We start from the raw sequence: 20,867 nt of genomic DNA on the forward strand, positions 1-20,867 counted from the left end.
TAGACTAGGGGTAAGAACTTGTTGTAAAGATAAACAAAAAAATCTTTCGAAAACGATTTAGTTGGCAAAAAAAATGCTAAAATTTTATTAAATTCTCACCTTACAATAAAAATCATATATTTTTTGTTGCTCTTAACATTTCACGTTTACCAGGAGCTCCAGGCAGTTTTTCAATTGAAAATCCGACACTTAGCATCGCGTTCTTAATCGATGAACGACATGCATACGTAACAAGAGTTCCTTTTGGTAAAAGTGCATCGAACATTTTCTTAAAAATGGCTTCACTCCATAATTCGGGTTGTAATGGAAATCCGAATGCATCAAAATAAATTAAATCATATTGATTTTTATCTTCTATATCATGAAAAAACTGTTTTCTCTTAGTTAAAAGAAAGTTTTCGGTAATCTTTTGTTGGCTTTCCCAATCACAAGAATGCATTTTATTAAAAACGTCTTGATACTTTTCTGCTTCTAATTCAGAAACATAATTCATTTGTGCAATTTCTTCTTCAGAAATTGGATATGCTTCTACTCCAACGTAATTTACTTTATCTTTAGTTAGTGTTTCTAAAAAGGTAATAAAAGTATTCAGACCTGTTCCAAAACCAATCTCTAAAATCGAAATCGAATCTTGTTTTTGAAATAAATTCAATCCATTTTTAATGAAAACATGTTTCGCTTCCTGAATAGCGCCATGAGTAGAATGATAGTTCTCATCCCAATCTGGAATTCGTATGGTCGTGGACCCGTCATCGGTAATAATAATTTCTCTTTTCATAGCAAATTCAAAAAGAAAAGGTTTAAGAATTCGTAATCTAGTTCTTAAACCTTTCTATTTTATGAGCAATTACTCAATATACAATTTCTTAATTTTTGGTATCGGTCCACCGCATTTCACTTCATGACATTGAATACAAGCGTCAATTCCGTTATTAAAGTGTTCTTTCGCATTCTTCGGATCTTGATAAATTAATTCCTGAGCTTTGATAAATTTAGCCGCTTGCTCTTCGAAAAAAGCATCTTTATCGGTTTCGTCTGTCATCACCGCTTTATGAATGCGAATAAAATGTTGCGGAAATTTTCCTATCGTATCCCCTTTTATAATGCGCTCTTTCAAACGCTGGTTGTCCACATACATTTGCTCCATTAAAGCTGCCATTTCTGACATTTCGTACATTTCAAAACCATCTTTATTTACTTTTGAATCGGTTTCACAAGCTTCTTTATCCGTTGCTTTCTCTTCAGCTTTTTTATCACAAGATAATGATAATGAGAAAATTGCAAAAGAGCAAAGTAGAATTAACTGTTTCATTATTTAGAGATTAAAACACCATCAGCCATAAAAGAATACGTCACTTTTGGTTCTGTAATACTATCAATTGCTGCTTGAGATTTTCCAGCATCTTTTGCATAATGTTTCAAAACATCAACGCTTTCAATACTTAGAAATGCTTTTCCATTAACAATTACTTCTTTATCTTGTGCGTTTTTTGGAACAAAGAAACCATAATCTTTGAATTTTACAAACGCTTCTTTGTCATCAGCCAAATCTAAAGTCATCCAACAACCTTTCTTCTGACAAACTTCGTTGATACCTGATTTGAATTTTACTTCTAAAGTGTCTCCTTCTTTTAAAGTTTTGAATTTTTCCATCATTTCTGCACTAGTTAAAGCACCATCCGACGAAATTGAATCACCAAAAACAGCATAATCAACTTTTGCAATCTCTGGTTTTGCTTCTTGTTTTTGTTCACAACTAACAAATGCTACTGTTAAAAGTGAAAGAGTAAGTATTTTTTTCATTTTAAATGTGAATATTTTGAACAAAAATAACGATATTTTTTATATTTTCGGCGCATCAAAAAAAGTTTCATTTTATTTAAATTGAAGTTTTTATCAAGAATTTAAAAACCTTTGTTGTTGATAATTATTTTTCAAGAAGTAAAAATAAAACTTCTTTTTTTTAGTAAATTTGCAACCAATATGTAAAAATCGACTATTTTTTTGTTGATTATACAAAACTAATTTTATAACAGTTTGACCCTAATGGAATTAAAAACTTTAAACGAAATTGAAATTATTTCGGCTCCTCATTCAAAAATCAGCGAGGTTGATTTTGAAAACTTAACCTTTGGTAATGTATTTACAGACCATATGTTAGTGTGCGATTATGTAGATGGAGCATGGCAAAAACCTGTTATAGAGCCTTATGCACCTTTCATGATTGATCCTTCTGCAAAAGTGTTCCACTACGGACAAGCTATTTTTGAAGGAATGAAAGCTTACAAAGACCAACAAGATGATGTTTGGTTGTTTAGACCTGATGAAAACTTTCACCGTTTTAATAAAAGTGCAACCCGTATGGCTATGCCAGAAGTTCCAGAAGATGTTTTCCTTGGAGGTTTACACCGTTTATTAGAAATTGAAAAAGAATGGGTTAAAAAAGGAAAAGGAAATACGTTATATATACGTCCGTTTATGATTGCAACCGGACATGGTGTAATTGCAGCGCCTTCTCAAGAATATCGTTTCATAATTATTTTATCTCCAGCTCGTGCATACTATTCGGGAGAAGTTAAAGTAATTATTGCTGAACACTACAGTAGAGCAGCAAACGGTGGAATTGGGGCAGCAAAAGCAGCTGGAAATTATTCAGCGCAATTTTACCCAACAAAATTAGCTAACGAACAAGGTTTCCAACAAATTATTTGGACAGACGATGCAACGCATACTAAGTTAGAAGAAGCGGGAACAATGAATGTTTTCTTTAGAATTAACGATATTTTATATACAGCACCAACAAGCGAAAGAATCTTAGATGGTGTTACTCGTAAAAGTGTTATCGAATTAGCAAAAAGAGAAAATATCAACATTGAAGTTCGTCCAGTTTTAGTAGAAGAAATTGTTGAAGCTGCTAAAAATGGTTCGTTAAAAGAAATTTTTGGAGCAGGAACGGCAGCTGTGATTAATCCAATTGTTGGTTTCTCATTCCAAGACCATTATTATGAATTGCCTAAATTAGAAAATTCAATGGCGCTTGAAATCAAAGAAAAATTAACAAATATTCAGTATAAATTAGCAGAAGATACTTTCGGGTGGACTGTTAAAATATAAGAATTTAGAAATATTGTAAAAAAAAGTTGCCTTCGAGAACCTCAGGCAACTTTTTTTATTTTAAAATCTCCTCAAAATTTGGTTTGAAATAGTTTGGTCCTTTCATTACTTTTCCGTCTTCACGGTAAATTGGTTTCCCGTCTTCGCCTAATTTACTCATATTCGAACGTTGGATTTCATCAAAAATTTCTTCAATTTTATGCTGTAAACCATGTTCTAAAATCGTACCACATAAAATATATAGCATATCGCCCAAAGCATCAGCTATTTCAACAATGTCATTGTTTTGAACGGCTTCTAGATATTCTTCATTTTCCTCTTTCATTAAATTGTAACGAAGTTCGTTTTTTAAAGCACCTAAATCGGCTTTCATTTCTTCACTTACTCCTAAACCATAGGTTTCGTGAAATAATCTTACTGCTTTTAATTGTTTTTGCATAATTAACTATATAAATTTCACTAAATTTAGAAAATTTGATACTATTAAATTATTACTTTTGTAAAAATTTTCAATATGTTTTCAACAGGCCAAATCTACTTTGCTATTTTCTTTGTTATTGTATTTGTAACTACTATGATTATAGTGTACCGAAAAGATTTAAAACAAATGAAACCGTTCTATAAAGGAACATATTGGGTATTTTTAGGATTTTTAGTTTTTATTGGATTACTCTTTCTAATTAAAGTACTAATGAAAGATTAATTTTCTTACTTTTGAAAAACAAATTCATGTCTCAATGAGAATTTTAAAATACATACTTCTTTTATTACTTCTTTTAGGTGTAGCATTTATTGTATTTGTAGCTACTCAGCAAAGCGATTATAAGGTAGTGCGTTCAAAAGAAATAAAAGTTTCAAAAGATTTTGTTTACAATTTTGTTTCTGATAGTACTGCTTTAATCGATTGGAATCCTTGGAATAAGAGCAACGTAATTATCAAAAATCAAAAATTAACTCCTAGTGATACAATAATACAAATTATCACTATTTCAGGTTTAAAAAACGAATCTTTAATACGTTTTCAAAACACTAAAACAGGAGCATTAGTTACTTGGGAATTAAAAGGAAAATTAGATTTTGAATTAAAGTTATTAAGTGTTCTTCAAGGTGGCGTTGATAATGTTTTAGGGGATAAATTAGATGAAGGGTTAAACAATATAGATACTTACCTAGTAAAAGAACTAATCTCATACAAAATAGCCATTGGTGGATTGGTTACAAAACATGCAACAAATTATATCCAACAAATTGATACTTGTTCAATATCTGATTTTCAAAAAGTATCTAAATCGATGTTACAAAATATGATGGCTTTTGTTGAAAAGAATGATATCGAAATTTTAGGGTTACCATTTATTACTTACGAAAGCATTGTTTCAAATGACAAGGAAATTATTTTTGCTATGTGTGTTCCTGTGGAAGAAGAAATTTTAACAACACCTGGAAGTGAAATTTCTGGTGGACATTTCGATGAATTTTTAGCAGTGAAAGTTCTTTTGAAAGGAGATTATTCCCACAGAAAAAAAGCTTGGGATAAAGCTCGCTTGTATGTTAAGCAAAAAAGATTAACAGAAGATAATACTAATGGTAAGTATATTGAAGTTTATAAAGTAAGTTTGCCTAAAGAACGTAAACCTTCAAATTGGGTAACCGAAATTTATGTTCCTGTTAAAAAACGAGTTTATATTTCTAGACCAAAACCAGAAGCAACTGAAGAAGGTGCTACAGCGCCAGTAGAAAATACAACAACTAAACCAACAGAATAAAAAAAATATCCCGATTTCCATCGGGATATTTTTTTTATTTATTTTTTCCTATCAAATGTTTAACAACCGTTTCTGCTGCATGCAAACCAAATAATGCAGGCATCCAACTATTCGTTCCATAAAACGACTTTTTGAAATTAGAACCATCGGTCATTTTTACACTATCGTAATCGGGTCTTTCAAAGGAGTAAACTACTTTAACTCCACTCGAAATTCCTTCCAATTTTAAACGTTTTCTTACTTGTTTCGCTAATGGACAATAATCGGTTTTGCTAATGTCTTTTACACGTACTTTTTCAGCTTCAAACTTTCCTCCAGCTCCCATGTTACTAATAACTTTCACTTTCTTGCGTTTACAAGCTACAATCAAATTGATTTTTGGTGTTAAGCTATCGATACAATCTAAAACGTAATCAAATTCAGGGGTTACCAATTCAAATGCGCGCTCTGGCGATAAAAACTCTTCAATGCGTGTTAATTTTAAATCAGGATTAATGTCCATCAATCGGTCGCCAACAATTTTCACTTTTGGTTCACCCACAGTGCTATGCAAAGCGGGTAATTGACGATTAATATTGGTAATATCCACAACATCTCCATCTACAATTGTCATTTTTCCTACACCAGCTCGTGCTAAAAATTCGGCAGCAAAACTCCCTACTCCACCTAATCCTACAACTAAAACATTTGCGTTTTCTAATCGTTGAATACCTTCTTCTTTAAATAACAATACTGCTCTTTCTTTCCACTTTGCCATAATAGTGTTGAATCGTTAAATTGGTTAATTGTTTAACTGAAAATCTTTGAAAAATTTGTGAAAACAATCGCTTTCATCTCATCTACCGAAATTCCTTTTATCGAAGCTGCTTTTTCATAGACTTGATAAATGGATTCTTCAATCGTATCGGTTTCTAATAAAATTTGATTTTCGGGTGCAAAGGTAAATACTTTTTCTAAATCTGGATTACGAAGTAAATATTTTCCAAACGATAAATAAAATCCATTTTTCAAGAGCGATTGCGCTACTTTCTCGTTTTTTGAAAAACCATGAATAATCATTGGGTTTTCCATTTTCATTTCTTTCTTGATGGCAATCACTTCATCATAAGCGGCAACACAATGTAAAACAATTGGCTTTTGAGTCTCTTTTACCAATTCTAATTGCTGTTTAAAAACTGAAATCTGTAGGTCTAATGGAATTTCAATTCGTTTATCTAAGCCACATTCTCCCAATGCTAAACATTCATCTAGTTGAAGTTTTTGTTTAATAATTTTCAAATCGGTTTCCAAACGATTTTCATAGATATACCAAGGATGAATTCCAATAGAATAACTAGGAATCGATGCGTCAAATTCCCACGGATATTGATTGACAACTTCAATCACATCCGAAAGATTCGAAAATGTGTGCGTATGTAAATTGATGAATTTAGTCATGGAATTTCTTTACTCCGGCATTAATTTCAATATCCAAATCATTTTCTAAAGGAACAATGGGACACGAATATTCATAATTATAAGCACAATACGGATTATATGCTTTATTAAAATCGATGGTCCATGTTTTTCCTTTTTGCATTCTCATGTCTACATATCTTCCACCAATATAGCTTTCCTTCCCACAAGTTAAATCTGAAAATGGCAAAAACAAATAATCCTCATATCCTGGCTTTTTTGATAAATCGATATTTTTATAAACATTCAATTTTAAATCTTTACCATCAATTGAAAAATGAAGTTCACCATATTTCACATATAATGGCGTTCTAGAAGTTGTAGTTTTCATTCCGAAAGCTTTCTCCTTTTTGGTCCTAACAAACTTAGCTTCTACAATATACTTGTCATTCAATGGAAAAAAATCCAACCCTTTAAAAGATTTAAAATCTTCTTTCATTAAAGGACTTTTTAATGAATCTGCATAATTTTGATTCAGTTCGGATTGAAATTTTTTTGCAGAAGTCAAGTCTTTTTGTGCAAACGCAAAAGCCGAACAGAATAAGAAAATCAAAAGTTTTTTCATAGAATTCATTTTTTACAAAAATATATAATTTCTATAACATTTTAATCGTGCTGGCTTTCGTAATTTTGCAATTCAATTTTAGGTATGTTACTACGCGCTTTCAACAAATACATCGATAATTTCAGAGGATTTTCTCGCGAAATTTGGATACTTACACTTATTACTTTCATCAATCGTGCCGGTACTATGGTACTTCCTTTCCTATCGAAATATTTGAAGGAAGATTTGGATTTTTCATACAACCAAGTAAAATGGATTTTGATAAGTTTTGGATTAGGTTCTATTATTGGCTCATGGCTTGGTGGCAAACTCTCCGATAAAATTGGTTTTTACAAAATCATGATTTTCAGTTTAATGACTAGTGGACTCGCCTTTTTCGGATTACAATTTATAACCAGTTTTAAAGGTTTATTAGTCGCAATGTTCTTCATCATGGTTATTGCTGATATGTTCCGACCAGCTATGTTTGTATCCTTAGGTGCTTATGCAAAACCCGAAAATCGAACACGCGCCTTGACATTAGTTCGATTGGCCATCAACTTAGGTTTCGCCGCTGGACCCGCACTTGGAGGTTTATTAATTATGAGCGTGGGATATAAAGGCCTATTTTGGGTAGACGGCGCTACCTGTATTTTAGCCATTTCCATATTTTGGTTATTGGTAAAAGAAAAGAAAAAATCGAAATTCACAGATAAAGAACATCCAGGCGAAGTATTAACACATTCCGTTTTTAAAGATACTCCCTTTTGGATTTTCTTAACGGGAACCTTAATAACAGGTATTTTATTCTTCCAATTATTTACCACTATTCCATTGTATCATAAAGAACAGTTCAACTTGAGTGAATTTCAAACTGGACTATTATTAACTCTAAATGGTGTCTTAATTTTCTTTTTAGAAATGCCTATAGTAAGCTATATTGAAAAACATAAAATCAATAAGGTAAAAGTTATTACGTTTGGTGCATTAGCCATGGCGATTAGTATGTACTTACTTTTAATTAATAATTGGGCAGGTATTTTAATTATCATGATGTTGTTCATGACTTTTGGAGAAATGTTTGCCTTTCCATTCTCTAATTCATTTGCTATGAGTCGCGCCCCTAAAGGACATGAAGGCCGTTACATGGCTATTTTCACCATGAGTTACAGCTCTGCACATATTTTAAGTGCTGAAGCAGGTATGGACATGATTCGATTATTCAGCTATCAGAACAACTGGTTTTTTATGGGAACCCTTGGTGTAATAGGCGTTTTACTCTTCATTTGGACCAATAAATTAGTAGCCAAAGAAGCTCCTAAAAATCATTAAAACTAAAAATTTAGTTAAATAACTATAAAAATAGTTGTATAACTAAAAAATTAGTTATAAGTTTGATGTATCAAAACGATACGTCATGCAAAAACTAACCAATAAAGAAGAAGAAATCATGCATATTTTATGGAAGCTCAAAAAAGCTTTTGTAAAAGACATCATGGAAGAAATCACTGAAGACAAACCTCATTACAATACTCTTTCTACTATTGTTCGTAATTTAGAAGACAAAGGATACGTGGGATACAATGCTTACGGAAAAACGCATCAGTACTTCCCTATCGTTAAGATTGAAGATTACCGAAAAACCTTTATGAATACCGCTATTGATAACTACTTCAATAGTTCGTACAAAAATTTAGTTTCCTTTTTTGCTGAAGAAGAAAAGATTTCGGCAGATGAACTTCGTGAGATTTTAGCCTTAATCGAAAAAAAGAAATAGTATGGAAAATCTGCTGATATATTTCCTAAAAGCAAACGGACTCATCATTTTATTTTATTTGATGTACGTGCTATTCCTTCGCAAAGAAACCTTTTTTGTTTCCAATCGTTGGTATTTAATTAGTGGGTTAATTTTATCCTTGATTTTACCTTTAATTACATTTACGAAAATCATTTGGGTAGAACCAACGCCTATTCCAGAATTCTATGAAGAAGTAATTCCTCTGACAAACAATGTTATTGAAGTTCCTATTCAAGAAACTCCATTGGACTGGTCGTTGATTCTAACAACAGCTTATGCAGTAATTTCAATACTAATCGTAATGAAAATCACCTTGGAATTGGTTTCCTTCTTCAATAAAATCAGAAAACATCAAAAGCAAAAAGAATCCGATTTCACTTTAATTCATTCCGACACAACAGAAAATCCATTTTCATTCTTTCATTACATTGTAATTAATCCGAATCGCTTTTCTAAAGAAGAATTCCAACATATTTTAACCCACGAAAGTATTCATGTGAAGCAAAAGCATTCTATTGATGTTTTACTTTCAAAACTGTTTTGTGCCTTATTTTGGGCAAACCCAATGATTTGGTTGTATCGAAAAGCCATACTTCAAAACTTAGAATTTATTGCCGATAGCGAAACTTTTCAACAAATAGAAAACAAATACGAATATCAAAGAACCTTATTAAAAGTAGTGACTCATCAACACGACTTAAGTATTACCAATCAATTTTATCAATCATTAATCAAAAAACGAATCGTTATGTTACACACAAATCAATCAAACAAAAGAAATGTTTGGAAGTATGCCACCATTCTTCCGCTATTAGTAGGTTTCATGTTATTATTTCAAATTGAAACGGTGGCGCAAGTTAAAGAAGTTGTAATTTCAAAATCAGTAACAAATCAAATTGTTGAATTTATAATTGATAAAAATACAACAGATGAAAAAATAAAAGCAGAATCTGAAGTATTAAAAAAAGAATATGGTGTCGATCTTAAAATTTCAAAAATTAAACGAAATGTAAAGAACGAAATTATCGCTTTAGAAGCAAAATTTGAAGATATTGATAAAACTACGGGAAAAATTTCGATCAAGGGTGAAGATCCTATTGAACCAATTCGCTTTTTCAAAGAATTAAAAGCAAACGGAAAAGGCAAGATGGGTTTTGATAGAAATAATATTTCAACAGTCTTTGCTAAAATGCAATCTGGAGATGAAAATCAAACTATCAAAATTAAAAAATCTGATACTGATGAAACAATTTACATCATTAATGGAAAAGAATATTCGAAAGAAGAAATGAAAGACAAAATCGTTGAATTAGATGGTGCTATTGAAATAAATGAAGATGGTAAAACAGGAAAGAAAATAATGGTTTTCAAAGGAAACTCATTTTTATCCAATGAACCTAATACTGTAATTTATCTTGATGATCAAATAATTTCTGAGGAAGAAATGAAAAAAATAGACGCTGAAGTAATCAAATCGGTTGATGTAAAAAAAGGAAATATCAAAAAAGAAATCAAAATAGTAACTAAAAATTCTTCAGGGTTAACAGACGATACCGAAATTTATATTAATGGTAAAAAAGCGACAAAAGAAGAGTTAGACAAAATTGAAAGAGAAGAAATTGAATCGGTAAACGTTAACAACAATAACGGTAAAAAATCAATTGAAATACAAAAGCGAAATATTAAAACAATTCAAGGAGGCTCATGGAAAGAAGTTGAAAGAGAAATGGAAATGAGTAAAGCAGAAATGGAAAAAGCCAAAGCAGAAATGGAAAAAGCTAAGGCGGAAATGGAACGAAATAAAAACACTAAAATAATTGAAACGGAAAATGGCAATCAATCTGTAATTTATGGCGGTAACAGGTTGAAAATTCCAGGCATACCAAGTGTTAAAATCGAAAATGGTAAACTAGATATTTATGTTAACGGAAAAAAACTTAAAAATGCAGAAGATTTTTTAACAATGAATCATGAAAAAATTTATTTTCTAGAAGTAACTGAAAAAGAAACAAATGAAAATAATATCGTTGTTGTAAAGAAAATTGAAGTCAAAACCAAATAATCAAAAAATCCCGTTTCATTCGGGATTTTTTATTTTTATATATTTGCCAAAAATTTAACCATGTATAAATTACTTGCCAAACTCAACAAAGCCCTTTTACCCAGTTTTACCAAACAAGGTTTAGATCCTATTAAAGCTAAGAATTGGCAAAAAGTAGTTATAGCGTATCGTTATTGGGTTACGGTGAATTCCTTGGATTAATAAGTTAAAGCAGCAAAAATCTCTTTATTTCCTAATTTTTCTCTTCCGTTTAAAAACGACAATTCCATTAAGAAATTTATTTGCACTATTTCGCCACCTAATTGCTCAACTAGCTCACAAACCGCTTTTGCAGTGCCTCCTGTCGCCAAAACATCATCGTGAATTAAAATCTTATCTCCGGGTTGAATCGCATCCACGTGCATTTCTAAAGTATCCGAACCATACTCCAATTCGTAAGAAGCGCTAATCGTATCAAAAGGTAATTTTTTAGGTTTACGAACCGGAATAAAACCTGCGTTTAACTTTTGTGCCAACAAAATTCCAAAGAAAAAACCGCGACTTTCCACTCCTATTACCTTATCAATTTTTTGATTTTGCAACGAATTAGCTAATGTTTCTAAGCAAAAAGCAGTTGCTTCAGGTGAAATTAATAACGGAGTTATGTCTTTAAAACCAATTCCTGGTTTTGGAAAATCTTGAATATCACGGATATAGTCTTGTAAGTTCATTTTTATTTACTTTTTTTCTTGTTAGGGTTTGCAATTTACACAAATATATCTATATTTGCACTCACAAAATCGGCCTCGTGGCGCAACTGAATAGCGCATCTGATTACGGCTCAGAAGGTTACTGGTTTGAATCCAGTCGAGGTCACTAAAGCTCTGCAACTGCAGGGCTTTTTTATTTTAAATACTTTTCTCTTATTACTTTTCGTATCGAAACAAAACCGATCTTGTCTAAGTCAATTTCCGAACGTTTTACCCAAATTAATTCCTGAATTTCGTCTTCTGCTTCCACTTTGATAATATCGGAAGTTAATTGACATTCGTAAAAAATATCCATTGTTTTATAAGGAACATTTTTGTATAAATAATTATTCGGTGAAGTCGTTACATACTTTAAATCCGAAACCTGCAAATTCAATCCCAACTCCTCTCTAATCTCTCTACAAGCCGCTTCTTCAGCTGTTTCATTTGGGTCGATGAATCCGCCTGGTAAATCCCATTTTCCTTTATCTGGGTCCACATTTCTAACTGTAAACAACACTTTGTCTTCAAAAGTAAAAACAAGCGCTACAGCCGCCGCAATATTATGATAATAAGTAAACTCACAATCCTCACATAAAAACCGACGATTATCAGGAAATGTAAAATGCGTTGAGGCACAACTTGGGCAAAATTTGAAAAAACTCATTTTTAAATGATTAGTGATTAGTGATTAGTGATTAGTGATTAGTGATTAGTGCAAATTTACTTTTTACTTTTTACTTTTTACTTTTTACTTTTTACTTTTTACTTTTTACTTTTTACTTTTTACTTTTTACTTTTTACTTTTTACTTAATACCTATATTTGTCACATGAAGCATTTAGTCATTATTGGAGCCGTTTGGCCAGAACCTACATCAACAGCAGCCGGAAGTAGAATGTTGCAAATCATTTCATTGTTTCAAAAGCAAAACTATGAAATCACGTTTCTGTGTTCGGCTATGCCATCTGATTTCTCTTTTGATTTAAGTATCATTTCAGTTAAAACGCAAGCGATTCAATTAAATGACAGTTCGTTCGATAGTCTCATCAAAGAATTAAATCCCGATGTTGTACTTTTTGACCGTTTCATGATAGAAGAACAATATGGATGGCGAGTGATGGAAAACTGTCCGAATGCCTTACGAATTTTAGACACAGAAGATTTACATTTTTTAAGAAAAGCCAGAGAAGTAGCCTTCAAACAAAATCGTGAATTAGTTTTTGAAGATTATATTTCCGATATTTTCAAACGCGAAATGGCATCGATTTACAGATGTGATTTGACGTTGTTGATTTCAGAATACGAAATGCAATTGGCTACTGAAACGTTTAAAATTGAAACTTCACTTCTATATTATTTACCTTTTTTATCAGAAGAAATTCTAACAAGTATTCCTTCATTTGAAGAGCGAAACCATTTTATCAGTATAGGAAACTTTTTGCATGAACCTAATTGGCAAACCGTTTTACAATTGAAAAAACATTGGAAATTTATCAAAAAACAACTTCCCGAAGCCGAACTTCATGTTTATGGTGCATATGTTTCGGAAAAAGCCAAACAATTGCATAACGAAAAAGAAGGCTTTTTAATTAAAGGAAGAGCTGAAAGTGTCGTTGATGTTTATTCAAAAGCAAAAGTGTTGTTAGCGCCAATTCCTTACGGAGCAGGTTTGAAAGGCAAATTGTTTGAAGCCATGCAATTAGGATTACCTTCTGTAACTACAAAAATGGGTGCCGAAGGAATGAATGGAGTTTTAGATTGGAACGGATTTATTTCTTCCGATGAAAATGATTTTATTGAGAAAGCAGTCGAATTGTATAACGATAAATCGCTTTGGGAAACCGCTCAAAAAAACGGTTATGAAATCATTGAAAAACGTTTCAAAAATAAATTATATGAAACTGATTTTATGAATAGAATTGATGAACTTAAAATGGATTTAAAATCACATAGAAACCAAAACTTCTTCGGACAAATCTTGCAACATCAAAGTCTACAAAGCACAAAGTACATGAGCAAATGGATTGAAACTAAGAACAAATAGTAAGAGCAAGAGCAAAAACAAAATTTAAAATTGAGACAAAAATTTAAAACATATAAGTCATATAAGTAAAAAGAAGTAAACATAACGCTGAATAAAGTTCATATTAGGCTTTAAAGATTATTTTCAAATTTCTTAAATCTGTGTTCCAAAAACCTGAAACCCGAAACTTGAAAACATATAATTACCCATGAATAGTTTCTGATTTTCCGTAACTCGCAATTACTTCTGCTTCAAATTCTAACCATTCTTCCCAACGTTTTTTAACGTCGTAACCTTCTTCTGCTAATTCGTGAGCAAATTGTAAAAATGAAGTGTAATGATTGGCTTCTGAAATCATTAACTCACGATAAAATTTTGCTAATTCTTCGTCTTTTATATTATCAGAAAGTACTTTGAAACGTTCGCAACTTCTAGCTTCAATCATGGCAGCGAATAACATTCGTTCCACAATTAAATGCTTGCGATTTCCGGGTTTCATGAATTTGAATAAATCGTTTACATAACTATCTTTTCGTTCACGTCCTAAAACCCAACCACGCGCTTTGATAATTTCATGTACTTGCTCAAAATGATCTAATTCTTCCTTAGCAATTGAAGTTAACTCGGTAGTAATTTCTGTAAATTCAGGCAACAAATTAATTAACATCATTGCGTTTGATGCTGCTTTGATTTCGCACCAAGCATGATCGGTTAGAATTTCTTCTAAATTTCCTTCTGCTATGTTGGCCCATCTTGGGTCGGTTGGTAATTTTAAACGAAACATAATTTAAGTGAAAAGTGAAAAGTAAAAAGTGAAAAGTGAAAAGTTGATTTTGACAACTTTAAAACTATTACTTAAAAAATTAATATTACAAAATTATTGTATTTAAAGTGAAATTCCTAAATTAGAAATATCCCATTGTTTATTAACATTATACTGAATATGTCCGTTTTCAATTTCTAATGGACAATCGAAGTTATTCGTATACAAACCACCTGTTCCTAAACCTTGTGGCATTTGATTATTTAAGGTGTAAGTAAATTGGGTAATCGCATTTAATCCGATGTTACTTTCTAATGCGGAAGTAATCCACCAACCGATATTTAAACTTTCTGCTATCGAAATCCATTCTAAAGTTCCTTTAAAACCACCAACTAAACTTGGCTTTAAAATGATGTATTGGGGTTGAATTTTTTCTAGCAATTTTCGCTTATTTTCCATTCCAAAAACACCAATTAGTTCTTCATCTAATGCAATAGGAAAAGGTGTTTGTTGGCAAAGCAATTTCATCTCTTGGATTTGATTTGCGTTAATTGGCTGCTCAATACTATGTAATTTAAATTCAGCTAATTGATTTAATTTACTTAAAGCTTCTTTTGAATCAAAAGCACCATTAGCATCAACTCGAATTTCAATGGTGTTAGCATCAAAATTTTGGCGAATAAATCGCAACAATCCCAATTCTTTTTCAAAATCAATCGCACCAATTTTTAGTTTGATACACGAAAATCCTTGTGCTAATTTTTCTTCGATTTGGGTTTTCATGAAGTGCTCCTCGCCCATCCAAACCAAACCGTTAATCAACATATTTTTTGTACCCGTTGTGAATTCCGAAGGAAATAAATCGAAAGGTGTTTTAGATTGCAACGACAAAAACGCCATTTCTACTCCAAACTGAATCGAAGGAAACTCGATCAATTCGTCCCATATTTTATCTTTACCTAAATGAATGTTTTGGCAAACCCATTGTAGTTTTTCCTCATAATCAGGTCGGTCATCTATGGAAAGGGTTCGTAAAATACCACATTCCCCTATTCCAATTTTACCCTTTTCTTCAAAGATTAAAAACCAAGTTTCTTTCTCCGTCATTACCCCACGAGAAGTCCCGCTTGGACGTTTGAAATTGAGGATGTATTTTTTGTAGGTTGCTTTCATATTCAAGTGCAAGAGCAAATTCAAGAACAAATTTCAAAGTTTGAAGTTGATTTTTGTACTTGAACTTGTTATTGATATTTTATTCTAAAATTCTCAAGATTTTCTTGAAGTTGTCGGTTGGTAATCCGTGTTTTTCAAAAGCTGTGAAATCGGATTTCGTTTGCGCTATCCAGGTTTTCCCATTGGATAAGCTTTCGTGAGCATATTTTTTGTGGATGTTTTTAGTTTCTGAAATTCTGTCAGTAAACAAATAAACGTGGGCTAAATTCAACTGAAAATGGATTTCGGATGAATTTAATTTTAAACCTTTGTTATAGGTTTCTTCGGCTTTTGTGAACTGTTTTGAATACAGATAATAATCTCCTAAAATGCGATAATCGAGATAAGTTGCTCTATTTTTAGCAAACATTTCGGTGGAAATAATCGAAATCGCTTCTTCATAATTTCCTTTTTGAAAAGCTGAATTTGATTGGTCTCGAATGATATCATAATACGCTTTTACTTCTCCCGTTCCTTTTAAACTTTCTTCTGTAAGCTTTTCAATAACGCTAGTTCGCTCTACAGCTAAAAGTTGAGCATATTCTCTATACGTGTACTTTTTACTGATATTTTCAATAAAAGCAGCATAAAACGCCTCTTTTTTGGTCAATTTTGAAACAACTGGAAGCTTTTTAGCCAAGTTTAAAATTTCATTTTTAGTGATTTTATCCCAACCTCTGCTCGCTTTATAATCGACCCAAGGCACAACTTCTAAAACAATTTTTTGATTCATGACCCAATTTTGGCTTTCAAATCCGAACCATAAATTAGGTAAATTGGTCAGACATAAAGAAGATGAAGAAATCAACTTAGCATCTTTGCTTACCTTTTCTTTTTGTTCCCAACACGCTCTATCGGTTTTACCTTCTTTTAAAAATAAATTGGCAGAATTCGCTTCTTGAAACAAAGCAAACGTACATTTATCATCACCTGAAATAGCTGATGTTAAATGAATCGCCCCAGCAGTTCCTTGACTAATTCCCGTAGGATCGGGAATGGCTTTTAACACCGAAACCAAACTAGAAGTCAATTTCTGATTTTCATCTAAAACCGTAATTCGGTAAACAAATTCTGTGGTTCCAACAGGCAAATCCTCTGTTTTGATTAAAGCGCGTTTTCCGGCTGAAAGCGTTATTTCTTTTGTGGTTGCGCGTTCTTTATCCCAAAAACCATCTTTCTGAGAAAAACTAAATACTGAAAACAATAAGGCTGATGCGAAGTAAAAAAGTTTATTCATTAATTTTTATTTTTTTAAACACAAATTGCACAAATTTTCACCAATTAGAAGAGTAAAATCTATGTATCTATGTGTTTAATACAGATTCCAATTTTTGTACCAAATTTACAATTCGATACTTGCTCCAATTTCTAATAACATCAAATCTTTTCCTTTATCGAAAAATTTGCGTTTGGCTTCTTCGTGATTGATTTCGATGTAACCAAACGTATCAAAATGATAGCCTAGCACTTTATCACATTCCACAAAATCAGAAGCAATAATGGCATCTTCAATGTCCATAGTGAAGTTATCACCAATTGGTAAAATCGCTAAATCTAACTTGGTACGCATTGGAATTAACTTCATATCCATGGTTAATGCGGTATCGCCTGCGATGTAGATATTTTTGTGTTCGCCCTCGATTACAAATCCGCCAGGTTGTCCGCCGTAGCTTCCATCTGGGAAAGAAGACGTATGATGTGCAATTACATATTTCACGGTTCCGAATTCAAAATCCCAACTTCCGCCGTGATTCATAGGATGATAATTAAACCCTTTGTTTCCGTAATGTGAGGCAATTTCGTAGTTAGAAACAATAACAGCTTCTGTGCGTTTTGCAATTGCTTCCACATCTAAAATATGGTCTTGATGTGCGTGGGTTAACAATATATAATCGGCTTTCAACGTATTGATATCAATATGCGAAGCCTTTGGATTTCCTGAAATGAAGGGGTCCACTAAAATGTGAACGTCATTAACTTCAATTCCGATACAAGCGTGTCCGTAAAATGTGATTTTCATAGTTTATTTTTTAGTGAATGGTAATTAATTTTAATGACAATAAAATTGCAAATAAAAATGTTGACAATGCTACATTTTTTAAATGAGGGTCAAAATCTTTTGGGTCATTAATTTTTGAAATTGTTTTATTATGTGAAATTGCCATGAAATAAAACAAAATCGAAAATCCTGGCATACTATTTTTAAAATCAAATAAAAAAATAACATATAAAAGAATGGGAACAAAAATTAATACTCTTTGATACCAAATACCAAATTTTAATCCGTATTGAACTATTAATGTATTCTTCCCAGCAATTTTATCGTTTTCAATATCGCGCATGTTGTTCAAATTCAGCACGGCTACGCTCAATAATCCAATAGCGGTTGCGGGTAAAAACAACTTCCAATCGATGAAATGGGTAAACAAAAAATTAGAACCAACAACAGAAACCAATCCGAAGAAAATAAACACAAATACATCCCCAAAACCGCTATAACCATAAGCACTTTTTCCAACTGTATATTTAATGGCAGCTCCAATTGAGCCGATTCCTAAAAGGATAAAAATCAAACTCAAAGCAAAATTTTCTTTTCCAAAAGCTATGTAAATCAACAACAAAGCAATAATGAACGTCAAAACTGCAGTAATAATTACCGCTTTTTTCATTTGCTCAGCTGTGATAACTCCGGCTGCTACAAGACGTTTTTCGCCTATTCTATTTGCATCTGTTCCTTTCACACCATCTCCGTAATCGTTGGCGTAATTGGATAATACTTGTAATCCTAATGTAGTTAACAATGCCAAAACCACAATTCTCCAATCGGAAAATCCTTGATAATAGGCATAAGCGCTTCCCACGATAATTCCAGAAACGGAAAGTGGTAAGGTTCGTAATCGTGCGGCTTGTATCCAGTGTTTCATTATATATCTTGTTATTTAAAAATTGCCAACAGTATCAAAATTCCAAATCCTATTGAAAATGGAGCGCAAATTCTCAAGTATATTGGTTTTAATGTCTCAGCTGCTTTTGTCGAAAATTTGTGATGCGTTTTCATAGATGTAAGCATCAAAATTACTGCAGAAATCATTAAAAAGTAACCAAAAATGGTAAAATATTGTTGATAAGTATTCGCTTCAGCCGAAATAACAAAACTTATACCTAACAACAAACGAACAATCAACTCTCCATAATTAATCAGAATTGTACTTCCGGCTTTACCAATTATAGTTCTTGCTTTTTCTGGGTTTAAAAACATAAGAAACCCGGAGTATATTAAAAACAACCCAAAACAAATGATGATATATTTTGAAACAAACTCCATCACATCCAATTCTTTTCCCACGTTTCCACTTCATACAACCAATAATTCACCAATTGCTTGATTTCGGTGTAATTTCCTGTGGTAAAACTTACGGTTCCTCCTGCTGTAGATAAGGTTACCGAACCAATATTAGTTGCTTTTTGCCAAAAAAATTGTTGGATTTCAATGGCTTGAATTTTATACGGTTCTATAATTGTGGTATCGATATCCCAAGCGCCATTTTGTTTGATGACAAAATCATTAGATACGAAAAGTCTATAATTTTTAAAAGAATACCAAAGTAAAATACTTGTAAAAACCGTAAATATAGAAGTATATAAAATCCATTCTTTCCATGTAACAAATTCTGTTATTTGGTTTAAAAATAAAGTAATGACTATTGGAAGTAGAAGAAAGAAAAATGAATTTACGGCTAATTTTCTCCAATTAGGTAAATACATTTTTCCTTTTTGTGGTAATTGCCCTAATAACAATTTTAGAATAGCATCACGTTCGTTTTCAGTACAACCTGGGACTTCAATTTGGTCTTTTTCTTTTACTTTTTCTACATCACTAGAAGCTTGATGAATACCAATTGTGGTAACATCTAACTTCTTTTGAAAGTAGTTTTGTGTAATTTTAATTTTTTGAACTTTATTCGGATTCAACAAGGTGCTTTTTGTGGAAAGTAATCCGTAAGATAAAATAATGGCTTGCTTACTTTTTTGAATGGTAAAATCGAAATATTTCAGAATCGTTCGAACCAAATTCACTACTAAAATAAGTCCAATAAAAAATCCAATCACAAGTAAAAATGAAGTGATAACGGGTAATGTATCTAAATAATTCGTGACTTTATCTTCATCAATTACTTCGGTATTTAACTGTTGTAGATTTTCTAAAATAGTAGTAAAAAAGACAAAAATTAAAGCAAAACTCTTAATATAATTGGAAGTAAAACCAATTTTAATCAAACTCGGTAATCCTATCGTTATAAAAGAACTTGTGGTGTTTTCCTCCAGAATATTCTCTGTGTTGAAATTCGTATCTTGTTGAGAGGAATTGATTAATCGTTCTTTTAGAATAGTTGCTAAATCATGCGAAATGGCACTAATTGAAGCTTCTTTTTTATCACTTCCCGCAGTATCAATTTCTAATTTATAAACGCCCACCAAACGCTGAATCAAACTCTGATTGATATTAACTTGCTGAATTTTATGCAACTGAATTGTAATTCTGGTTTTATTTAAAACTCCTTTTTGAATTACAAATTCGCCATTTTCATCATCAATATGAAACTTGAAAAACAAATATTGTAAATACGAAATAATACCTATCAAAACGACTACTCCTGCAACACTACCAAAAAAAACAAGTTTGTTTAGCGTGTCAAACTTTACCAACCAAATCAGCAAAATCGGCCACAAGGCACGAACCGTCTTCTGCAAGGAATTGGCAAACATGACCAAAATCCCAGGAAGCGATTGTCTTTGTGGTTGTGAAAAATCGACAGATTTATTCATGTTCTTCAGTTAATCGAGTTTCTGTTGATGCTATTTCAATTGGTTCGTCTTGTTTAGGCGGATTGATTTTTTGGGAAACTAAATTTTTAATAATCTGTGCGTCTGCCAAAAGCAAACCTGGAATTTCTAAATCAGAACTACTTCCTCCTGCGGTGAATAATTCAACAGAAGCCAAACCTAATTTTCGAGAAATAAATCCTTGATGCAAAGCCACATGTTGCACTCTATTAAATGGAATAATCGTAGTAGTTTCCGAAATTAAACCCGATTTATAAATGGCGTCGTGTTCCCTAAAAGCATATCCTTTTTTATGAAAACTAAGCTTAGTAAACACAATTAATCCTACTAAAAACAATACAATCCCAACTAATATTGTTATCCAAATTGTATTAGAAAAAGCTTCTTGCTTGAAATAAAACAAGGTTGAAAATCCTCCAATAACCAAAATTAAAAGCAATGAAAAATTAAAAAGTAAAACCGTGATATACTTCGGATTTAAGCCTTTTAATTGTACTTCCTCGAATTTTGGAAGTTGGTCGATATCGATAGGATTATTGGTGAATTCGTTCATAT

25 protein-coding genes and 1 tRNA gene are annotated in these 20,867 nt (G+C 31.9%); 9 read left to right on the top strand and 17 right to left on the bottom strand.

Annotated features, from left to right (window positions below):
• Positions 1-112: 112 nt before the first annotated feature.
• From mnmD to IM755_RS08715, 3 genes are all read right to left on the bottom strand, one after another.
• Positions 113-778 (bottom strand): tRNA (5-methylaminomethyl-2-thiouridine)(34)-methyltransferase MnmD, encoded by a 666-nt coding sequence (gene mnmD / locus IM755_RS08705; RefSeq protein WP_194095837.1) that lies wholly within the window; start codon positions 776-778, stop codon positions 113-115.
• 69 nt (positions 779-847) lie between these two features.
• Positions 848-1,312, bottom strand: coding sequence for a hypothetical protein (locus tag IM755_RS08710; RefSeq protein WP_194095839.1), 465 nt, complete (start codon positions 1,310-1,312; stop codon positions 848-850).
• Positions 1,312-1,803, bottom strand: a complete 492-nt coding sequence (locus IM755_RS08715; RefSeq protein ID WP_194095841.1) for a DUF4920 domain-containing protein — start codon at positions 1,801-1,803, stop codon at positions 1,312-1,314. The genes IM755_RS08710 and IM755_RS08715 overlap by 1 nt, the downstream gene beginning before the upstream one ends.
• Before the next feature lie 243 nt (positions 1,804-2,046).
• Between IM755_RS08715 and IM755_RS08720 the strand changes: the two genes are divergently transcribed.
• Positions 2,047-3,114, top strand: coding sequence for a branched-chain amino acid aminotransferase (locus tag IM755_RS08720; protein WP_194095843.1), 1,068 nt, complete (start codon positions 2,047-2,049; stop codon positions 3,112-3,114).
• 55 nt (positions 3,115-3,169) lie between these two features.
• On the opposite strand, the gene IM755_RS08725 is transcribed toward IM755_RS08720, so the two are convergent.
• Positions 3,170-3,553, bottom strand: coding sequence for a pyrophosphohydrolase domain-containing protein (locus IM755_RS08725; protein ID WP_194095845.1), 384 nt, complete (start codon positions 3,551-3,553; stop codon positions 3,170-3,172).
• Positions 3,554-3,628: 75 nt separating this feature from the next.
• Between IM755_RS08725 and IM755_RS08730 the strand changes: the two genes are divergently transcribed.
• Together IM755_RS08730 and IM755_RS08735 are read left to right on the top strand one after the other, a co-directional pair.
• On the top strand, positions 3,629-3,817 hold the full coding sequence (locus IM755_RS08730; protein ID WP_194095847.1) for a hypothetical protein: 189 nt from the start codon (positions 3,629-3,631) through the stop codon (positions 3,815-3,817).
• A gap of 34 nt (positions 3,818-3,851) precedes the next feature.
• Positions 3,852-4,880: a GyrI-like domain-containing protein gene (locus IM755_RS08735; protein WP_194095850.1), complete on the top strand. Its 1,029-nt coding sequence runs from the start codon at positions 3,852-3,854 to the stop codon at positions 4,878-4,880.
• A gap of 34 nt (positions 4,881-4,914) precedes the next feature.
• On the opposite strand, the gene IM755_RS08740 is transcribed toward IM755_RS08735, so the two are convergent.
• The 3 genes from IM755_RS08740 to IM755_RS08750 are packed head-to-tail and all read right to left on the bottom strand — an operon-like array spanning position 4,915 to position 6,900.
• Positions 4,915-5,637 (bottom strand): tRNA threonylcarbamoyladenosine dehydratase, encoded by a 723-nt coding sequence (locus IM755_RS08740; protein ID WP_026726324.1) that lies wholly within the window; start codon positions 5,635-5,637, stop codon positions 4,915-4,917.
• 32 nt (positions 5,638-5,669) lie between these two features.
• Positions 5,670-6,317, bottom strand: coding sequence for a TatD family hydrolase (locus IM755_RS08745; RefSeq protein WP_194095852.1), 648 nt, complete (start codon positions 6,315-6,317; stop codon positions 5,670-5,672).
• Positions 6,310-6,900, bottom strand: a complete 591-nt coding sequence (locus tag IM755_RS08750) for a DUF1684 domain-containing protein (protein WP_194095853.1) — start codon at positions 6,898-6,900, stop codon at positions 6,310-6,312. Before IM755_RS08750 ends, IM755_RS08745 begins: the two co-directional genes overlap by 8 nt.
• Positions 6,901-6,984: 84 nt before the next feature.
• Between IM755_RS08750 and IM755_RS08755 the strand changes: the two genes are divergently transcribed.
• The 4 genes from IM755_RS08755 to IM755_RS08770 all read left to right on the top strand — a co-directional run bounded on the left by IM755_RS08755 (position 6,985) and on the right by IM755_RS08770 (position 10,940).
• On the top strand, positions 6,985-8,211 hold the full coding sequence (locus IM755_RS08755) for an MDR family MFS transporter (RefSeq protein WP_194095855.1): 1,227 nt from the start codon (positions 6,985-6,987) through the stop codon (positions 8,209-8,211).
• A gap of 85 nt (positions 8,212-8,296) precedes the next feature.
• On the top strand, positions 8,297-8,656 hold the full coding sequence (locus IM755_RS08760) for a BlaI/MecI/CopY family transcriptional regulator (protein ID WP_111565653.1): 360 nt from the start codon (positions 8,297-8,299) through the stop codon (positions 8,654-8,656).
• A gap of 1 nt (position 8,657) precedes the next feature.
• Positions 8,658-10,739, top strand: coding sequence for a M56 family metallopeptidase (locus IM755_RS08765; RefSeq protein ID WP_194095857.1), 2,082 nt, complete (start codon positions 8,658-8,660; stop codon positions 10,737-10,739).
• A gap of 60 nt (positions 10,740-10,799) precedes the next feature.
• The gene (locus IM755_RS08770) at positions 10,800-10,940 is read left to right on the top strand and encodes an SsrA-binding protein (RefSeq protein ID WP_194095859.1); all 141 of its coding nucleotides are present in this window, start codon (positions 10,800-10,802) and stop codon (positions 10,938-10,940) included.
• On the opposite strand, the gene IM755_RS08775 is transcribed toward IM755_RS08770, so the two are convergent.
• Positions 10,937-11,449 carry an adenine phosphoribosyltransferase gene (locus tag IM755_RS08775; protein WP_194095861.1) on the bottom strand — a complete coding sequence of 171 codons (513 nt, stop codon included), beginning with the start codon at positions 11,447-11,449 and terminating at the stop codon, positions 10,937-10,939. The two genes, IM755_RS08770 and IM755_RS08775, sit on opposite strands and share 4 nt — an antisense overlap.
• 71 nt (positions 11,450-11,520) lie before the next feature.
• Between IM755_RS08775 and IM755_RS08780 the strand changes: the two genes are divergently transcribed.
• Positions 11,521-11,594, top strand: a tRNA-Arg gene (locus tag IM755_RS08780).
• Positions 11,595-11,621: 27 nt separating this feature from the next.
• On the opposite strand, the gene IM755_RS08785 is transcribed toward IM755_RS08780, so the two are convergent.
• Positions 11,622-12,134: an NUDIX hydrolase gene (locus tag IM755_RS08785; RefSeq protein WP_194095863.1), complete on the bottom strand. Its 513-nt coding sequence runs from the start codon at positions 12,132-12,134 to the stop codon at positions 11,622-11,624.
• A gap of 164 nt (positions 12,135-12,298) precedes the next feature.
• Here IM755_RS08785 and IM755_RS08790 point away from each other — a divergent pair, with 164 nt between their 5' ends.
• On the top strand, positions 12,299-13,513 hold the full coding sequence (locus IM755_RS08790) for a glycosyltransferase family 4 protein (RefSeq protein WP_194095866.1): 1,215 nt from the start codon (positions 12,299-12,301) through the stop codon (positions 13,511-13,513).
• Between the two features lie 181 nt (positions 13,514-13,694).
• Here IM755_RS08790 and miaE read toward each other — a convergent pair whose 3' ends face one another.
• From miaE to IM755_RS08830, 8 genes are all read right to left on the bottom strand, one after another.
• A complete protein-coding gene (miaE, locus tag IM755_RS08795; RefSeq protein ID WP_194095868.1) occupies positions 13,695-14,276 on the bottom strand; it encodes a tRNA-(ms[2]io[6]A)-hydroxylase in 582 nt (193 codons plus the stop codon).
• A gap of 102 nt (positions 14,277-14,378) precedes the next feature.
• The gene (locus IM755_RS08800) at positions 14,379-15,428 is read right to left on the bottom strand and encodes an o-succinylbenzoate synthase (protein WP_194095870.1); all 1,050 of its coding nucleotides are present in this window, start codon (positions 15,426-15,428) and stop codon (positions 14,379-14,381) included.
• Positions 15,429-15,507: 79 nt separating this feature from the next.
• Positions 15,508-16,704, bottom strand: a complete 1,197-nt coding sequence (locus IM755_RS08805; protein ID WP_194095872.1) for a tetratricopeptide repeat protein — start codon at positions 16,702-16,704, stop codon at positions 15,508-15,510.
• Positions 16,705-16,809: 105 nt separating this feature from the next.
• Positions 16,810-17,487, bottom strand: coding sequence for a metal-dependent hydrolase (locus IM755_RS08810; protein WP_194095874.1), 678 nt, complete (start codon positions 17,485-17,487; stop codon positions 16,810-16,812).
• Positions 17,488-17,497: 10 nt separating this feature from the next.
• Positions 17,498-18,391: a 1,4-dihydroxy-2-naphthoate octaprenyltransferase gene (gene menA, locus IM755_RS08815; RefSeq protein ID WP_194095876.1), complete on the bottom strand. Its 894-nt coding sequence runs from the start codon at positions 18,389-18,391 to the stop codon at positions 17,498-17,500.
• 11 nt (positions 18,392-18,402) lie between these two features.
• The gene (locus tag IM755_RS08820) at positions 18,403-18,726 is read right to left on the bottom strand and encodes a hypothetical protein (RefSeq protein ID WP_194095879.1); all 324 of its coding nucleotides are present in this window, start codon (positions 18,724-18,726) and stop codon (positions 18,403-18,405) included.
• A gap of 65 nt (positions 18,727-18,791) precedes the next feature.
• Positions 18,792-20,294: a PH domain-containing protein gene (locus IM755_RS08825; RefSeq protein ID WP_194095890.1), complete on the bottom strand. Its 1,503-nt coding sequence runs from the start codon at positions 20,292-20,294 to the stop codon at positions 18,792-18,794.
• The gene (locus IM755_RS08830) at positions 20,287-20,865 is read right to left on the bottom strand and encodes a PH domain-containing protein (protein ID WP_194095898.1); all 579 of its coding nucleotides are present in this window, start codon (positions 20,863-20,865) and stop codon (positions 20,287-20,289) included. Before IM755_RS08830 ends, IM755_RS08825 begins: the two co-directional genes overlap by 8 nt.
• Between the last annotated feature and the right edge of the window lie 2 nt (positions 20,866-20,867).

This window comes from Flavobacterium proteolyticum, from assembly GCF_015223105.1.
GTDB lineage: Bacteria > Bacteroidota > Bacteroidia > Flavobacteriales > Flavobacteriaceae > Flavobacterium > Flavobacterium proteolyticum.

What these genes read in the sequence shown, in the direction of transcription:
- mnmD (WP_194095837.1), bottom strand. Translation starts at nt 778, where the DNA reads ATGAAAAGAGAAATTATTATTACCGATGACGGGTCCACGACCATACGA.
- IM755_RS08710 (WP_194095839.1), bottom strand. Translation starts at nt 1,312, where the DNA reads ATGAAACAGTTAATTCTACTTTGCTCTTTTGCAATTTTCTCATTATCA.
- IM755_RS08715 (WP_194095841.1), bottom strand. Translation starts at nt 1,803, where the DNA reads ATGAAAAAAATACTTACTCTTTCACTTTTAACAGTAGCATTTGTTAGT.
- IM755_RS08720 (WP_194095843.1), top strand. Translation starts at nt 2,047, where the DNA reads ATGGAATTAAAAACTTTAAACGAAATTGAAATTATTTCGGCTCCTCAT.
- IM755_RS08725 (WP_194095845.1), bottom strand. Translation starts at nt 3,553, where the DNA reads ATGCAAAAACAATTAAAAGCAGTAAGATTATTTCACGAAACCTATGGT.
- IM755_RS08730 (WP_194095847.1), top strand. Translation starts at nt 3,629, where the DNA reads ATGTTTTCAACAGGCCAAATCTACTTTGCTATTTTCTTTGTTATTGTA.
- IM755_RS08735 (WP_194095850.1), top strand. Translation starts at nt 3,852, where the DNA reads ATGAGAATTTTAAAATACATACTTCTTTTATTACTTCTTTTAGGTGTA.
- IM755_RS08740 (WP_026726324.1), bottom strand. Translation starts at nt 5,637, where the DNA reads ATGGCAAAGTGGAAAGAAAGAGCAGTATTGTTATTTAAAGAAGAAGGT.
- IM755_RS08745 (WP_194095852.1), bottom strand. Translation starts at nt 6,317, where the DNA reads ATGACTAAATTCATCAATTTACATACGCACACATTTTCGAATCTTTCG.
- IM755_RS08750 (WP_194095853.1), bottom strand. Translation starts at nt 6,900, where the DNA reads ATGAAAAAACTTTTGATTTTCTTATTCTGTTCGGCTTTTGCGTTTGCA.
- IM755_RS08755 (WP_194095855.1), top strand. Translation starts at nt 6,985, where the DNA reads ATGTTACTACGCGCTTTCAACAAATACATCGATAATTTCAGAGGATTT.
- IM755_RS08760 (WP_111565653.1), top strand. Translation starts at nt 8,297, where the DNA reads ATGCAAAAACTAACCAATAAAGAAGAAGAAATCATGCATATTTTATGG.
- IM755_RS08765 (WP_194095857.1), top strand. Translation starts at nt 8,658, where the DNA reads ATGGAAAATCTGCTGATATATTTCCTAAAAGCAAACGGACTCATCATT.
- IM755_RS08770 (WP_194095859.1), top strand. Translation starts at nt 10,800, where the DNA reads ATGTATAAATTACTTGCCAAACTCAACAAAGCCCTTTTACCCAGTTTT.
- IM755_RS08775 (WP_194095861.1), bottom strand. Translation starts at nt 11,449, where the DNA reads ATGAACTTACAAGACTATATCCGTGATATTCAAGATTTTCCAAAACCA.
- IM755_RS08785 (WP_194095863.1), bottom strand. Translation starts at nt 12,134, where the DNA reads ATGAGTTTTTTCAAATTTTGCCCAAGTTGTGCCTCAACGCATTTTACA.
- IM755_RS08790 (WP_194095866.1), top strand. Translation starts at nt 12,299, where the DNA reads ATGAAGCATTTAGTCATTATTGGAGCCGTTTGGCCAGAACCTACATCA.
- miaE (WP_194095868.1), bottom strand. Translation starts at nt 14,276, where the DNA reads ATGTTTCGTTTAAAATTACCAACCGACCCAAGATGGGCCAACATAGCA.
- IM755_RS08800 (WP_194095870.1), bottom strand. Translation starts at nt 15,428, where the DNA reads ATGAAAGCAACCTACAAAAAATACATCCTCAATTTCAAACGTCCAAGC.
- IM755_RS08805 (WP_194095872.1), bottom strand. Translation starts at nt 16,704, where the DNA reads ATGAATAAACTTTTTTACTTCGCATCAGCCTTATTGTTTTCAGTATTT.
- IM755_RS08810 (WP_194095874.1), bottom strand. Translation starts at nt 17,487, where the DNA reads ATGAAAATCACATTTTACGGACACGCTTGTATCGGAATTGAAGTTAAT.
- menA (WP_194095876.1), bottom strand. Translation starts at nt 18,391, where the DNA reads ATGAAACACTGGATACAAGCCGCACGATTACGAACCTTACCACTTTCC.
- IM755_RS08820 (WP_194095879.1), bottom strand. Translation starts at nt 18,726, where the DNA reads ATGTTTTTAAACCCAGAAAAAGCAAGAACTATAATTGGTAAAGCCGGA.
- IM755_RS08825 (WP_194095890.1), bottom strand. Translation starts at nt 20,294, where the DNA reads ATGAATAAATCTGTCGATTTTTCACAACCACAAAGACAATCGCTTCCT.
- IM755_RS08830 (WP_194095898.1), bottom strand. Translation starts at nt 20,865, where the DNA reads ATGAACGAATTCACCAATAATCCTATCGATATCGACCAACTTCCAAAA.